Source organism: Pseudoalteromonas sp. SS15, from assembly GCF_049257195.1.
Classification (GTDB): Bacteria; Pseudomonadota; Gammaproteobacteria; order Enterobacterales; family Alteromonadaceae; genus Pseudoalteromonas.
Window position 1 is genome coordinate 257,397 of record NZ_JBMMUD010000001.1, and the last position, 14,512, is coordinate 271,908.

General features: G+C 36.5%; 9 protein-coding genes. 1 reads left to right on the forward strand and 8 read right to left on the reverse strand.

Translation table 11 applies throughout. The features are described 5' to 3' along the window. Positions 1-22 precede the first annotated feature (22 nt). The gene (locus AAEU28_RS01130) at positions 23-1,036 is read left to right on the forward strand and encodes a glycosyltransferase family 4 protein (RefSeq protein ID WP_421962599.1); all 1,014 of its coding nucleotides are present in this window, start codon (positions 23-25) and stop codon (positions 1,034-1,036) included. 27 nt (positions 1,037-1,063) lie between these two features. Here AAEU28_RS01130 and AAEU28_RS01135 read toward each other — a convergent pair whose 3' ends face one another. Genes AAEU28_RS01135 through AAEU28_RS01170 form a run of 8 tightly spaced genes read right to left on the reverse strand, consistent with a single transcriptional unit; the run spans position 1,064 to position 14,502 of the window. Beyond that, on the reverse strand, positions 1,064-1,885 hold the full coding sequence (locus AAEU28_RS01135; protein WP_421962600.1) for a hypothetical protein: 822 nt from the start codon (positions 1,883-1,885) through the stop codon (positions 1,064-1,066). Next, positions 1,882-2,919, reverse strand: coding sequence for an MlaD family protein (locus tag AAEU28_RS01140; RefSeq protein ID WP_421962601.1), 1,038 nt, complete (start codon positions 2,917-2,919; stop codon positions 1,882-1,884). Before AAEU28_RS01140 ends, AAEU28_RS01135 begins: the two co-directional genes overlap by 4 nt. After that, positions 2,909-3,568, reverse strand: a complete 660-nt coding sequence (locus tag AAEU28_RS01145; protein ID WP_421962602.1) for an ATP-binding cassette domain-containing protein — start codon at positions 3,566-3,568, stop codon at positions 2,909-2,911. Before AAEU28_RS01145 ends, AAEU28_RS01140 begins: the two co-directional genes overlap by 11 nt. Continuing rightward, on the reverse strand, positions 3,565-4,317 hold the full coding sequence (locus AAEU28_RS01150) for an ABC transporter permease (RefSeq protein ID WP_421962603.1): 753 nt from the start codon (positions 4,315-4,317) through the stop codon (positions 3,565-3,567). Before AAEU28_RS01150 ends, AAEU28_RS01145 begins: the two co-directional genes overlap by 4 nt. 28 nt (positions 4,318-4,345) lie before the next feature. Further along, on the reverse strand, positions 4,346-5,983 hold the full coding sequence (locus AAEU28_RS01155; RefSeq protein WP_421962604.1) for an HD domain-containing phosphohydrolase: 1,638 nt from the start codon (positions 5,981-5,983) through the stop codon (positions 4,346-4,348). Positions 5,984-5,992: 9 nt separating this feature from the next. Further along, complete coding sequence (locus AAEU28_RS01160) at positions 5,993-8,215, reverse strand: CHASE2 domain-containing protein (protein ID WP_421962605.1); 2,223 nt, start codon at positions 8,213-8,215, stop codon at positions 5,993-5,995. Next, on the reverse strand, positions 8,212-9,030 hold the full coding sequence (locus AAEU28_RS01165) for an MBL fold metallo-hydrolase (protein WP_421962606.1): 819 nt from the start codon (positions 9,028-9,030) through the stop codon (positions 8,212-8,214). Before AAEU28_RS01165 ends, AAEU28_RS01160 begins: the two co-directional genes overlap by 4 nt. Positions 9,031-9,042: 12 nt before the next feature. Further along, a complete protein-coding gene (locus AAEU28_RS01170; RefSeq protein WP_421962607.1) occupies positions 9,043-14,502 on the reverse strand; it encodes an Ig-like domain-containing protein in 5,460 nt (1,819 codons plus the stop codon). Positions 14,503-14,512: the final 10 nt, after the last annotated feature.

Below are 14,512 nucleotides of genomic sequence, written 5' to 3' on the forward strand. Positions count from 1 at the left end.
ATACGCTCCAAATGAGGTGACTATGAAATCAGTAAAGACCATTCTTTTCTTAGATTCAAGCCTTTATGGAGGCATTGAAACACATATCGTGCAATTAGTAAGGCTTTTAAAAAGCCACAACCTTGACGTTGAAGTCTTGTTTTATCAAGATCATGGCAATACACAACTCTATCGTAATTTAGATGATGCCCAATGCACTTACACATTTCTTGACGGTAAAGTCACCTCTCTATATAAATTTTTAAAAAAACAACAAGCGCCTTTCAACCTTCATACTCATGGTTATAAAGGAGGCATTATCGGGCGTTTAACCTGCAAATTATTAAGTGCTCGTTGTATCTCAACATACCATGCAGGTGAAGCAGGTACAGGCTTAGTCTATTTGTATAATTATATAGATAAACTCACCAGCTTCTTGTCAAAAAACTTTGTTGTGTCTGATAGATTATTGTCACAAGTGCACAATGCCGAAGTGCTAGACAATTTTGTTGATATAACAAACTCAATGTCATTCGAACATAGTGAAAAATTAAGAGTCGGTTTTGTCGGCAGACTGTCTCACGAGAAAGGTCCTGATAATTTTGTGGAGCTTGCTCGAAGGTTAGATAAAAATCCAAGTATAAGTTTTAATGTTTTTGGTGATGGACCTATGGCACATGATTTACAATTATCTGAGTCCGCCAATATTAAATTTCATGGCCACCAAGCCAGCTCTGATTTTTGGGAGAAAATTGATGTACTTATAATCAGCTCCCGAGCAGAAGGGTTACCTATGGTGCTACTAGAAGCGATGGCTAGATCTAAATGTGTGATTAGTTTCGATGTCGGCGCTGTTGCCAAAGTCATTTCTCACAATACCAATGGGTTTATATGTACTAGCAATTGTATTGATGAATTAAGCGATACCCTTGTTAGTTGGTCTAATGCAGACAAAGATAAGAAGAAACAATTAACTCAGAATGCATTTCAAACTATCCAACAAAATTTCAGCGGGTCAAAACAGTTTGAACAATTAACGCGCGTATACTTTGGTTAATTTATATTTACTTATTCGATTTAAAACTTAGTTTATTAGGTAAGCTTCTATTGTCTTTGCTTTTTTTGAAAAGTAATTGGCTTTATCACTTGCACCAACTGAGCTGTAATAATTCGCTGCGATCTTATAACACTGCGCTGTTTTAGCCCCATTTTCTTGTTCAGAAAAGAAACGTAACATATCCCTTAACGCTGCTTGTAATTCTGGTTTTTGATTATCAGAAAGTAATTTCAGATATCGTATGCCCACGTAAGTTAATATTTCTAAATTTGCGAGTTTATTATCTTCGTATAGCGTGTAAAGAAAATTGAAATCGTTATCTAAATTGCTTGATAAATCCCTATTTGAATTTTGCTTATCTGCCTCAGTCTCAAGTTCTTGTTGCAACCAATTTGCATATATCTTTTGTTCTTCTGTTTTAAAAAATGTCTTACTTGAATTTAATAGTTCTAGCGCTTCTTCATGTTGTCCAAGGTGTTTTAGAACTGTTATTTGCAAAATATTAAATTCTTCAGAGGTCTCTGGAATTTCGTGTGCTAGAAGCTCTTTTGCTGAACTTAACTTTACTAGTGAATGCGATTTCTTACCTTGTTGACTGAATACTAACGCCTGCCTTGCCAGAATAAACAATTGCAACCTTAAGTTGTTTCTTTTTAATGAAAATTCATACGACAACTTATAGTGTTTTAACGCTTTTGAAAACTCATGATTAACTCGGTTTTTTTCTGCAAGTTGATACCAAGTTAATGCTAGTTTATTCACTTCATTATTTACTTTTTTTTCGTTAGTTACTTGAGAGCATGCAACTAAAAAAATAAGTAATATGGTAATTACTATTGAATGTTTCATTGCACTTCTACCGTAAGCGCATTATCAACCTCTTTAATCCCACCTTTTAAAATTGGATTGTTATTTAATGCTTGTAATGTTTTTTCAAGCTCAGACAGCACTTGTTGGCTTTGATAAATAGTCATCATCAATTGTGCTCTTTCTGTATGTACCTCAGACAACATGCCTTTGACCAGGTCTAAGTTTTGATTAATGTTACCCAAAACCAATGGCAGCTGATTATTTGTTACTCTGCTGACCAGTTCATCTGGCGATTTATAGTTGCTAATAACTGAGTCAGAAGTGATCAATAATTTATCGACTCTAACTAGAGATTCATTTAATTTCTCAGCAATAATAGGGAGTGTCTTTAACCACGTTTCTGTTTGCTCAATGGTTTGATCTGCTTTAGTTACGATGCCGCTTTTTTCTATTGAGTCTGTGATCCGTAATAACTGCTCACTTATTTTTGCTACTCGGTCAAGTGCTCTAAATAAAGATCCTGCGTTTGGGTTATCTTCTTTTTGAAGATTGGTAAGCAGCGAATTTATATTTTCAAGAATAGAATCAAGGTCATCTTTGGGTAATATAGCCCCATGTGAAGCTTCAAGGGCTTTTGCGGCATCACTGCTTGCATGAAGTATTAGCATCCCTTCTCTTATCTCTGGCACATCTTCCTTACCGTAAGAGAACTCAGGCGTATAAAGTGTGAACGAGTAAACCTCGTCAAATATCGGGTGCTGCTCGCTTTTTAAAATAGAATACTTTGTTAATAGTGGAATGTATTTTGATAAGATCCAAAACTCAGCTCTGATCTTTTTTGTTTCGAAATTAAAGTCGTATGATTCAACTCGGCCTATTTCTATACCCTTAAAATAAATTAGAGGCATAGATTTTAAACCGAGCGCATCATCAAGCTCAGTATAAAATTGTTTTTTATCTGCAAAAGTATAATTTGAACTCAATACAGAAATAATCGTAATAGCTAGAAACAAAACACCTATTGATACAAACACAATCACTGATTTATGCTCTTTCGCTAAGTTATGCTGCATAACAAGAACCCGATTTAAGCTGATAAACTGAGTCAGCAAGGGTTGCAATAACCCGTCTATTAGAAAATAGGATCTGAGTTACTCCTGAACTATTTAAGTTTTTTATCAGATTTATTTCAAAGTCCGCCCAATTACTGTCGACTTCACAGATTGGTGAGTCCCAAATAATAACTTTAGGTTGAAGTATAGTTGCCCTTATTACACCTACTAATGATGCCATACCTATTGATAAATGGTCAGTTCTTAGTTCTAACTGATTGTGTAGCCCTATTTCTTCACATTTAGATTCAATGATTTTAAGTTTGTCTTGATAACTTAAATCTTTGCAAAATTGATTAAGTGGTAAAAGTAAATTCTCTTTTAAAGTCAGGTTTGAGATCAGTGCTGGCAGTTGAAAAATAGCGCCTGTTTGTTTTTTATAACTGTAATACTGCGATTTATCCATATCTGGTAAACACACATTGTTATATACAACACTGCCACTTTGTGGTCTGACAATGTCACAGAGCATACTAAACAGTAGCGACTTACCAGAGCCCGATACACCTTTAATTACACAACATTCACCAGAGTGAACTTCTAAATTCAAATCATTAAAAACATCTCGTCCTTGCAGTTTATGATGTATTTTTCGTAATGAAAGGTTCATAACACACCTAAGTCAAGTAATAGGGTCGAACTCAAAACTAAATGGACTATACAAATTATAGTTAAACTTTGACCAACTGCTTTTATATTCCTTTGCGGTACTTCTGTTATAGCTTTATTCACTTTTAAACCGTGAAAACAGGAAATGAGCGCAACTAACAACCCACATAAAACAACCTTAGCAAACATTATGATCAAATCTACAAGCGTGAGTTGGTTTAAAAGTTCACTTACAAAACGCACCAAAGGCATATGATTAAACAGTGACACAGTAAGAAAACTACTTAAGGTGCCAGCTAACACAAAATAGCTCATCAATAAAATAACTGAAAAAAACATACCCAAGACTCTGGGGACAATAAGATATGAAATGAGTGAAATCCCCATTGCATTGAGTGCATCCATTTCTTTTGCCACAACCATATTGCCAAGCTCCGTAGTGATTGCGGTACCTGAGCGTGCCAAAACAATAAAGCAAACAATAAATGGCCCGCCATCACGGACAATACTGACTATAAGTATGTCGTATATCAATGCTTGTTGGCCTATAGAGGTGAGGATTGGGTAACCCTGCGATATGATTAAAACGCTCAATACAAAAGAGATCGTAAAAATGAGAGACAAGGCTTCAAGGCCTGTAAATCTGATCTGTTTAAATAATACTTCTGCGCTGATTGATTTATGACTGTGAAAATCAAAGCAATCAGCGATGACATAATAGGAAAATGGAATAAACCCTAATCTGAGCATCCCCCCTCCTCTTTATGTGTTAAGTGAACTAGTTTGTTGTGAATAGACTTAAATCAACATGGTCGATTTGTTCAGGTTTTAAAAACTGCTTCGCATAATTGAGATAAACGCCTGACTTTAAAAAGATCTCAAATAAGTCTGGATCTAAATGATCATGCTGCGTCATTTTCGACATAATCATTAAACACTCGCTGAGAGGCTTTGCCTTTTTATAAGGCCTGTCAGCGGCGGTTAAAGCTTCAAAGATATCAGCAATCGCCATCATTCTTGCTGGTACTGACATTTGATCTCTCGTTAACCCTTTTGGATAACCGGTACCATCCATCTTTTCATGATGGCCACCAGCAAACTCTGGAACACGTTTTAAATGTTTAGGAAATGGCAAAGCTTCAAGCATAGATATGGTAATATCCATGTGTTTATTGATTATGTCTCTTTCTTCATTTGTTAACGTGCCTTTAGTAATATTTAAATTGTAGACTTCATTGTCTGACAAGATCGATTGAACTTCTCCATCGATTGTCACAGTAAAGCGCTCAGCAAGGTCTAATACACGTTGTTTGAATGTATCAGACATAAACTCGCCTCCTAAGTTTATTTGCTTTAAAAATGACAGCTCAGATTCTAGATAATCAATTTCTTGCTGATAATCACCTTCTAACTGTGCGAGCTCTTCGATACCACGGCCTTTTGCATCAAGCTTATTTTTTAAATAAGTAATTTCTGCATCTCTTTTAGCTATTTCGATTTTGGTTTTTATCAGATCGATTCTATCGAAAGTACACTCAAGCTTTGTCGATTTGTCCATTACGGACTCTGGGATAGCAATTTTGCCACAATCATGTAACCAGCCAGCCACTGACAACTCATGTTTATCAGCGTCGTTCATTGTAAAGTCTTTAAGAGGGCCTGTTTGATATTGATGAACGGCTTCAGCAATCATCATGGTTAATATAGGCACCCTCCTACAGTGACCACCAGTGTACGGAGACTTTTCATCAATGGCTTTTGCAATTAAGCGTGTAAAAGACTGAAACAGCTCTTCCATATTATCAATAAGCTGCCTGTTGGTGAGCGCCACAGCCGCCAAAGCACCAATTGAACTGATTAAATTAACTTGTGCATTTGTAAAAGGCACAACTTGTCCATTTACTCTAGGATTAATAAGCTGTAAAACCCCGTTAAGTTCATCTTCGTGGTTTTCGAGTGGGATAGTTAAAACAGATTGCGTGTGATAACCCGTTTTTTCATCCATTTGCCTAGCCGCGGTTAAATCATATTCAGCACACGCATAGACATCTTCAATACAAATGGGCTTTCTAGTTGCTGCCGATATTGAAACAAGTGCTTTTTCATTCGGTTTTTTATTGATAAATATGGGAATGGGTGAATACGGAATGTCTTTGTCTGAAGTACCACCTAAATGAAGATTTAGCGGTTTATTAATTAATGTCGCAAATCCTAAGTACTCATGCTCTATTACTGAATATATGGTCCCTCCATCACACCCAGTCAGGGCCATGGCACTCAACAAAATATTTTCTAGCAAACGTTCAGTGCAACGTTCAGAAGCGAGATCAGTTGCTAACTTTAATAAGTGCTCTAATGCAAGTTGACTGTCACTTGCATCAATCGTATTTGGACTTTCAGAAATCGCTTGGGTCATTTTCAAACCTTATTTAGTAACATGTTTATAGCTACCATCCCAATCCTCATCCAGATCCGACATTCTAAGATTTTTGATTCGTTCACAAAAAATCCCATAAAGTTTTTCTTCTGGATGATTATTCATAAGTGTAGTAAATCCTTGTAATGATTCATCCCAATTTTGTTTTAAATATGAAGCCCATGCTTTTTTATGTAAATTAACTTTTTTAATTCTTTCAGAATCTAATTCCGCTGTTAATCCCACAGGCTCATAGATAGAAACTGCCGTTTCTTTTCCTTTTACTTTAACTCTGTCTATAGGTCTAAAAGTGATGTCTTTACAGTTTGAGTAAGTAATTTCACTTACAAGTATTTTTGCGCCGTAATATTTAGTTATACCCTCTAATCTTGATCCTAAATTCACTGCATCGCCTATTACGGTGTATGCTCTACGATAAACTGACCCCATATCCCCGACATTCATATCACCAGAATTAATGCCAATGCCAATTTCTAGTTTTGGCATATTCTGTTTTGCAAGTTCGCTTTCTAATGCTTGAACTTGACGCTGCATTTTGAGTGCACATAAGACTGCGTGTTGTTCATGCTTATTCACTTTTAGAGGTGCATTCCAAAAAGCCATAACCATATCACCAACATATTTATCAATCGTGCCCTCATGCTTAAATATGATTTGCGTTATGGGAGTAAAATAAAGATTAAGCAACGCTTTGAGCTCTGATGCATTTAACTGCTCTGAAATAGCAGTAAAATTCCGAATATCTGCAAATAAAACCGTCATATATCTTTTTTCTCCAGACATAGACAGCGATTTGGGGTTATCTAACATCGATTGAATATGGGCAGGTGGAACATATTGATCAAAAATATTCTTGATTTGAATCTTTTGCTTATGTTCGTTTAGAAAACTCAAACTACCCAGCACGACTACTTGAAGGATCAACATTGCTAAAATCGAGACTTGAGGAAAATCTAAATAATGCTGACTCCAACCATAAATACTTAATGATAAAAACGAATTGATAGAAACAAACGAATATACAACAATACCTGTCAGTTCGAGTTTTGGTAAAACAAAAACGCCTAAAAGGCCAACAACTAGAAGTACTAAAACTACTGCACCGTCTATCCAATCAGGTCTACTTGGTAATAACTCTGGAAAGATTAATCCTTCTAATAGATTTGCATGGACTTCAACACCTGGATATTGAACCCCGACAGGGGTTGTTCTTAAATCAGCATGACCGACTGCGGATGTACCAACAAACACAATAGATTGATCAAATAAAGTTGCATCAAATTTACTATCTAATACGTCAGTTGCAGAAACATACGGAAAACTAAATGCAGGACCTCTAAAAGGAATCGCCACTCTACCATAGTCATCGGTTGGAATTGTTTCCATACCAAGTTTTAGCCCAGTGATCGTATAGTCATCACCAAACTCTGTCGACTCAACTTTTATATTATCTGATAAGGTATAAAGCCTTGCGACTTCAAGAGATAAAGAAGGATAAAGCTGCCCATTGTGCTTTGCCAGCAACATAGCGTATCTTACGAACCCATCTTCATCAGGCGCACTATTGATAAAACCATTTCCAAGTACAGTTTGTTGTAAAAGGTCAAGGCCGGCCACATAACCAGAAAATTCTGGGGCTGGTAATGCTTCAAATGAAACATCGCTTTGAAAAACTGATTCTGGCATCGTGCCAACTTGCAAAGTTTGATTGTGCTCTAACAATAGACCTATTACAGAGTCACTTTCGGATAAAGCAGAAGCAAATGTTTTATCTGCGTCATAGTTGTCTCTAATCTCACTTAGGGCGTTATTAAGTATCTCATTCTTACTTTTATTGATTACCCTATCAATCGGGTTTATTTCAGGCTCAGAAAACAAAACATCGTAAGCAATGACGGAAATACCTGCATCTACCAGTTTTTTATGTAACTTCGCAACGACAGAGCGACTCCATGGGAATCTACCAAGCTTTTTAATACTCTTTTCATCGATATCAACAATAATGATTGGTAAGAAAGCGCGTTTAGGGTGCATTGTTAAAGTTGCCTGAAGTCTTAAGTCATAAGCTAAGCCTTCTAGTCGCTTAAAAAAGTCGCCCTGCTCACTGCCAGGAACTAAAAAAGAAAGATGTATGAAGATACTTAAAATTATTATAAATAGACCACTAAGCCATTGATATTTGTACTGTGACCAATTTGCTCTCACACTCATATTAGCGTTAAGCCTTCATAAGCAAATAGAATATTAAATGGGTATTCACCTTGCAGTAACTCAGATTGTAACTTGTCAATTTGTTCATCTGTTCTATCTGGATCATGACTTACAAGGACTAAATTCTTCACTTGAGCTTGCATAGCAAGATCTAATGCATGTTGTATCTGACTATGCCCCCAACCTCTTTTGAAAGGATAGTCTTCAGGTAAGTACTGCCCATCATGAATTAAATAGTCTGCTTTAGCGCAAAACTGAACCCACTGTTCAAAAGTGGTAGCAACTGGGTAAGGGGGAAATAATTCATTGTCAGTTGCATAAACAATCGACTTGTCATCAGCAATAATTTTATAAGCGCTTCCCCCTCCTGGATGGTTCATTCTGCAACGTGATATCTGAAAAGATTGATATTTCCAAGAATTGTTTTTTATCGGAGTGATTGTAATAGTTGCTAAAAGCTCATCTGAATTTATTGGAAAAAAGCTTCCTTTCATTTGCTTAAGAATAGCCTTTGGCTCATGTTCTTCTGTTAAGCCCGGTATTATGTTTATGTTTTTTTCAGGCATATAAGCAGGTGTAAAATAAGGAAAGCCCTGAATATGATCCCAATGATTATGACTTAGCAAAATATATATATCATTAGTGTATTTTTGAATGTCCTTTCCTAGGTTCCTAATGCCCGTTCCTGCATCTAAAATTAAAAAATCAGAGCGTTTATTTTCTAATAGTATGCTGGTCGTATTACCGCCATACTTAACTGTGTCTTGCCCAGGAGTTGGCACAGAGCCTCTAACACCATAAAAGGTTAATTTCATCAAAAACTCCTGTTATTGTTCAGTTATTTGAATAGCGGCCACACTGATTCTTTTGTTAATAGTATCTTGTAGTACGAGTAAGAAGCTGTCATTGCTATTATGATATTGAACATCAATAAGTTCGTCAGCGGTATCAATATCTAGTAATTGGAAACCTGACTCATTAAACTGTAGATCTAATAGGTTTGGCGGATCATCAAGCCGTAATCTTGATATATAAATTGCATTGCTTATTTGTGACTGCGAGAAAAGCATCAATCTATTTTGCGAGTCAAAAGCAACCTTTTTAATTGCAACTAAATCATCCGAATAATTACTATAATTAAAGATGCCATTTGTCGCAAAAGCGGTCTCGAGCTCTCCTAAACTATTCACTTTTACGATGAAGTTAGTTGAAGCTAATTGCCCGTAAATATAAAAACTTCCTGATGAATCAAGCGAATAACCATTTACTGATAACTCCTCACCGAGCAATGCCCCGACATTAATAACAGCAATACCCGCGTCTCCAAATTCAGGGACTAAATTACCCTCACTATCTACATTCACTATAACAATACGTGGAGTTGAATAAGATTGACCATCAGCGCCAATACCAAATATTCCAGTATCCGTGACTTTGATTTCATCTAATTTAAACGCTGTGTTTGTGCATTCGTACTCTGAGGGTGGGTCAAACGTAAAATCAGATAACTTACTTCCCGTTGAAGATAAATAAACGCCAACTGATTTAGTAATGCAGCCATCAAAAATATCACTTAATAATAATTGCTCCTGACTTGGTAGTTCGTGTATGTACAAAGGTTTAATTGATTCAGCGATAAAATCTGAGGACGGTAAATAACTGACGTCATTTCCATGGGCATAGAAATTGTCAGGTTTGCCCGATGAGGTCAATTTTGAAATAAATGCCGAGCTGTCACTTTCGTTACCGACTAAAAACAGTGAATCATCTTCGTTAACAGATAAAGACCTTGTGTTAGCATCTGAGTAGAAGTTCAGCCTACTTAAACCTTGTTCGCCAAATGATTGATTTACATTTCCAGTAAAGTCTAAGCTATAAATATAAGGGACACGTTCGTTTTGCCAATTAAGGGCATGTCCGGCAAGGAGTAAATCGCCATCGCTTTGTTTCGCACTAGCAATGACTACCTCATCAGAAGATGAAGAGTTTAAAGTCGTTTGACCTTGATAACCGAATTCAGTGTCTAATCCACCAGTTAAACTTACTTTTGCAAGCCACTGACTCGCATAGTAGTTATACCCAATATTACCGTGATTATGACCATACAAGACTAATGCAGAAGTGGTTGATAAAGTGCCATGACTCCTTATGCCTTCAATATCATAAGCTGTTACCCCTGAGTACGGTGCAGACCAATTCGCATCTATTACTCCGTCAAGTCCAACCTTCATTAAATGCACTGCTTTATTACTACTATAAATCTCGCGATTAATGGTGACATATAAGGAGTCCGACACGGCTTTTAAATCTACTCCTTGGGCGCTTAAAGTTAACAAATCATTATCGCTATCATGAGTAGGCAAGTCTTCTACAGCATAAATACGATAACCTAACTCATTAAAAGTCGTATCAAGATTACCGTCTTGAGCCATTTTTAACAAAAAGAGGCTATATTTACTTGGTGCTGAGAAGTCACCTGCAAAAGTTAAATGGTCACCTGTCAGCATCAGTTGATTATCAGGTAAGACAATCAGTGACTTAACTCTGTTGTCTACATTTTGATTGGCTAAATCTAACTGAAGATAGCCAGCGTTTTGAAAATTGCTGTCTAATGACAGATCTGTGGTATTAATTTTTGCTAAATAAATATCTGAATTGTTGCTCGAATTATTAGTGTTGCCAAACACCATTAATTTATTTTCTGATAACAGTGTAAATCCACTGGCTTCACTTCCAACATCTACTACGAGAGATGTACTGTGAGATACCGAAAAACTCGATAAATCAAAACGAATAAGCCTAGCTTCAGTCAGATCAACACCATCGATACTTGTGGTGTCATTAATTAATGCAATGAGTACATTCGAATCAAGTATTAAGTTTACTGAAGACGCTTTTTTACCCGTATCAGAAGCTACGATAAAATAACCTGTGTTCGCAAAACTTGTATCCAGCTTCCCTTGCTCAGTCAATCTCATTATGAAGATGTCTTGGGAGCTAACTTGATCTATATAACCTGAAACATAAATAAATTTATTTACATCATCAAAGACTAAATTTTGTGCAACAACATTTTGAGGTAAGCCATCAACTTGAATACCTAAATCCGTTTCAAATACCCCCTCTTGAGCAAAACTGTTGTCAATGTCACCAGATGGGGTAACTTTTGTTACAACTGCTCTGTGAATATTTCTACCTTGAGCTTCGTCGTAATGACCAACGCCTGAAGCTATAAATATACTACCGTCAGAAATTGTAATGGCTTTACCCACTTCATGGTGCTCAAGTGATGCTCTTAAATTAATTGAAGCAATGCCTGCATTCGCAAACTCGCTATTAAGGACGGCTATTTCTATGGGTAAGATCTCTTCAACATTTACTGTTAGTGTTGATTCAGCACACAGTGGAGGATCAATCACATCACATACCTTAGTCACGACACTATATTGCGCATCTCCATTAGCGATGATTGTCTCAATATCACCAATAGTAACTTGGCCCATGTTATTTACGGTAAATAATGCTGCAGAGTCTCCTGACAACGTATAAACAATGTCATCATTGTCGGGGTCGGATGCTGTAATCGTTGCGATCATATCTCCTTGATTAAATTCTGTTGTTATATCGACCACTAAAGCTTCAATGGTCGGAGTGTAGTTTTTATTATTAATTAAAATAGTTACAGAAGTTGGCAGTGAACTTTCACCTTTACTATTTATTGCCCTGTAGCTCAATGTGTCGTTACCGACAAAATTGAAATTAGGTGTGTAATTTATTTCGCCTGTTTGGTTCACGATTGAAACTTCACCATGACTTGGCTGAGTTTCGATGATTAAAGGTGATTCTGAGATGGCTATTCCTCTGAAATCATCATTATTTAAAACATTTAAACTTATAGATTGATTTTTGAATGTTTCAGTACTATCGCTCTGTGTAATGGGAGAAGTATCTACTTCTATAATGTTTATCGTCACAGTCGCACTATTAGAAAATACACCTTCATTATCTTTAAACCTATATGTGAAACTATCTATTGAAGTGCTTTGGTCAGTATTTGTGTATAACACATTTCCAGAAGATAAAACCTCTAGATCACCAAATTGGGCAGTGTCTATTACTTCTATTGTTGAAATATTAATGGCGCCGTCGGTATCTGAATCATTTTGTAGTAAATTCAGCTCAAGCGCAGTGCCTTCATCCACATCAAAACTATCATCAATGGCTATAGGCGGTTTGTTAACTCTAGTGACAGTAATAGCGACTGTGGCTTCATTTGAAGAAGCACCTTCATTATCCTGGAAGCTATAAGCTAAAGCATCTGTACCATAAAAACCGTCTTTAGGTATATAAATCAGTTTACTTAGTTCAACAGAGAATTTTGCTGTACCATTTTGTGGTTCAGTTACTAGCTTGATGGTATTCAAATCAATAGTACCATCAATGTCTGTATCGTTATCGAGAATATTTATTTCAATCGACGTGTCTTGTTGAGTCACAGCACTATCATTCATAGCAATCGGTGCTTTATTTGGACCCGTCACATCAAGATAGACTGTTGATGGATTTGACTCTAACCCCTCTGTATCAGAAACAACATAACTAAAGAGATCTTGGCCTCTGAAATCTGTGGCACTTTTGTATTCAATTGTGCCTGTTTCTAGGTTTAATGTTACATCGCCATGCGTCGCTTGCTCGATAATCTGCAAACTTGCTCTGTCTATTTCACTGTCAACGTCATAGTCGTTTTCTAAAACGGCTATAGAGATAGACTGATTTTGACTGACTGTTATATCATCATTTTGCGTGATAGGTGCATCATTAACTGCGCTGATATTCAGCAATACGAACGCTGATGTTTTTACTCCTTCAGCGTTTTCAAGTTCATATATAAAGTAATCAGAGCCATAAAAATTTTCATCTGGGAAATACCTAAATGAACCAGATGCTGATAACTCTAAAACGCCATTCATAGTCGTTTGAGATATAGATAAATTATATGCCTCTAGATTTTCTCCAATGTCGTTACCTAAGATACCAGGCGAATCAATTATCAATACCTCATCTTCATTTAGTAAGTAATCATCATTTACACTCACGTGAGTAGGTTGATTTACTTCTTCAACAACAGTAAGTTTTACTTCTGCGGTGTCTTCCCCCCCTTGTCCATCTTGAAGTTGATAAGTAAAAGAATCTTCACCAATAAACCCTTGTTCGGGCGTGTAGCTAAATGACCCTGAACTATCTAAAAGCAAAGTGCCATGTTCAACATCGTTAACTGGTATAGTACTGATAGATAATTGCCCCCCATCAAAATCAATATCATTGAGTATGAGAGCGTTTGAAATGACTCGGAATTCACTGTTTGCTGAAACTAGAAACTCATTGAATAATGCAACTGGTGCTGTGTTTATTTGCTTTATTGTAATCGTTACAATCGCCTCAGATGTAAGACCTTGTGGGTTTATAATTCTATATTTAAAACTATCTATGCCAGAAAAGTTATTTTGTGGCGTGTAGGTGAAATCACCATTTTCAAACAAGTTCAACTCACCATGCTCTGGGGCAATTAATGGCGTAAGCTCTAATATAATTGGGGACAGGCCATTATCTTGGTCATTTGTTAGTAAATTTCCACTTAATGACTCAAATTGTTCAATTAAAAATTCATCATTTACAGCAATTGGAAAAATAACTTCTTGCGCCGAGATCAGTATATTTTCACTAAAGGCGCTCTCACCACTACCATCAATACCTGTCACTCTCGCATAATAGTTTTTCCTCGCGGATAGCTTCTCAAATACATGAGAGTTCTTGGTGATGGATATCATACGTTGGTTTGGATCAGTCAGAATAAAGTCAGATAAATCATCTATGGGTGACTCAGACAAATAAGCGTTGTATCGTAATATGCTTGATGATGCTAACCAATTTAATGTGACTGAGTCATCTTCCCTTATGCTTTCACGCATGATGACTTTTTCAGGTAACCAGTTGAACTGTTGGTTTTGTGCTATAGACACGTTACCTTGTAAGTCTTCAACCCAAATTTGTAGCTGTATTGAGCCCGGTGATTGATTGAAATTGTATGGATTAATGCCTGTTTCAAAAAGTTGGTAAGGTGATGTGCAATTCTCGCTACATAATAGAAATGCTTTATCACTTTGTGAAAAACCTAACCAAACTTTTTTTATGCCCTCTTCATCTTCAATTTGATCTGCTGTGACAGTTATATTTCCCTTTATAATATCGCCACTTTTTGGGGTGTTTATTTGTGCTTTCGAATTCATGAAGTCTGCA

Coding starts and splice junctions, on each gene's coding strand:
- AAEU28_RS01170 (WP_421962607.1), bottom strand. CDS start 14,502: ATGAATTCGAAAGCACAAATAAACACCCCAAAAAGTGGCGATATTATA.
- AAEU28_RS01140 (WP_421962601.1), bottom strand. CDS start 2,919: ATGCAGCATAACTTAGCGAAAGAGCATAAATCAGTGATTGTGTTTGTA.
- AAEU28_RS01130 (WP_421962599.1), top strand. CDS start 23: ATGAAATCAGTAAAGACCATTCTTTTCTTAGATTCAAGCCTTTATGGA.
- AAEU28_RS01135 (WP_421962600.1), bottom strand. CDS start 1,885: ATGAAACATTCAATAGTAATTACCATATTACTTATTTTTTTAGTTGCA.
- AAEU28_RS01165 (WP_421962606.1), bottom strand. CDS start 9,030: ATGAAATTAACCTTTTATGGTGTTAGAGGCTCTGTGCCAACTCCTGGG.
- AAEU28_RS01155 (WP_421962604.1), bottom strand. CDS start 5,983: ATGACCCAAGCGATTTCTGAAAGTCCAAATACGATTGATGCAAGTGAC.
- AAEU28_RS01160 (WP_421962605.1), bottom strand. CDS start 8,215: ATGAGTGTGAGAGCAAATTGGTCACAGTACAAATATCAATGGCTTAGT.
- AAEU28_RS01145 (WP_421962602.1), bottom strand. CDS start 3,568: ATGAACCTTTCATTACGAAAAATACATCATAAACTGCAAGGACGAGAT.
- AAEU28_RS01150 (WP_421962603.1), bottom strand. CDS start 4,317: ATGCTCAGATTAGGGTTTATTCCATTTTCCTATTATGTCATCGCTGAT.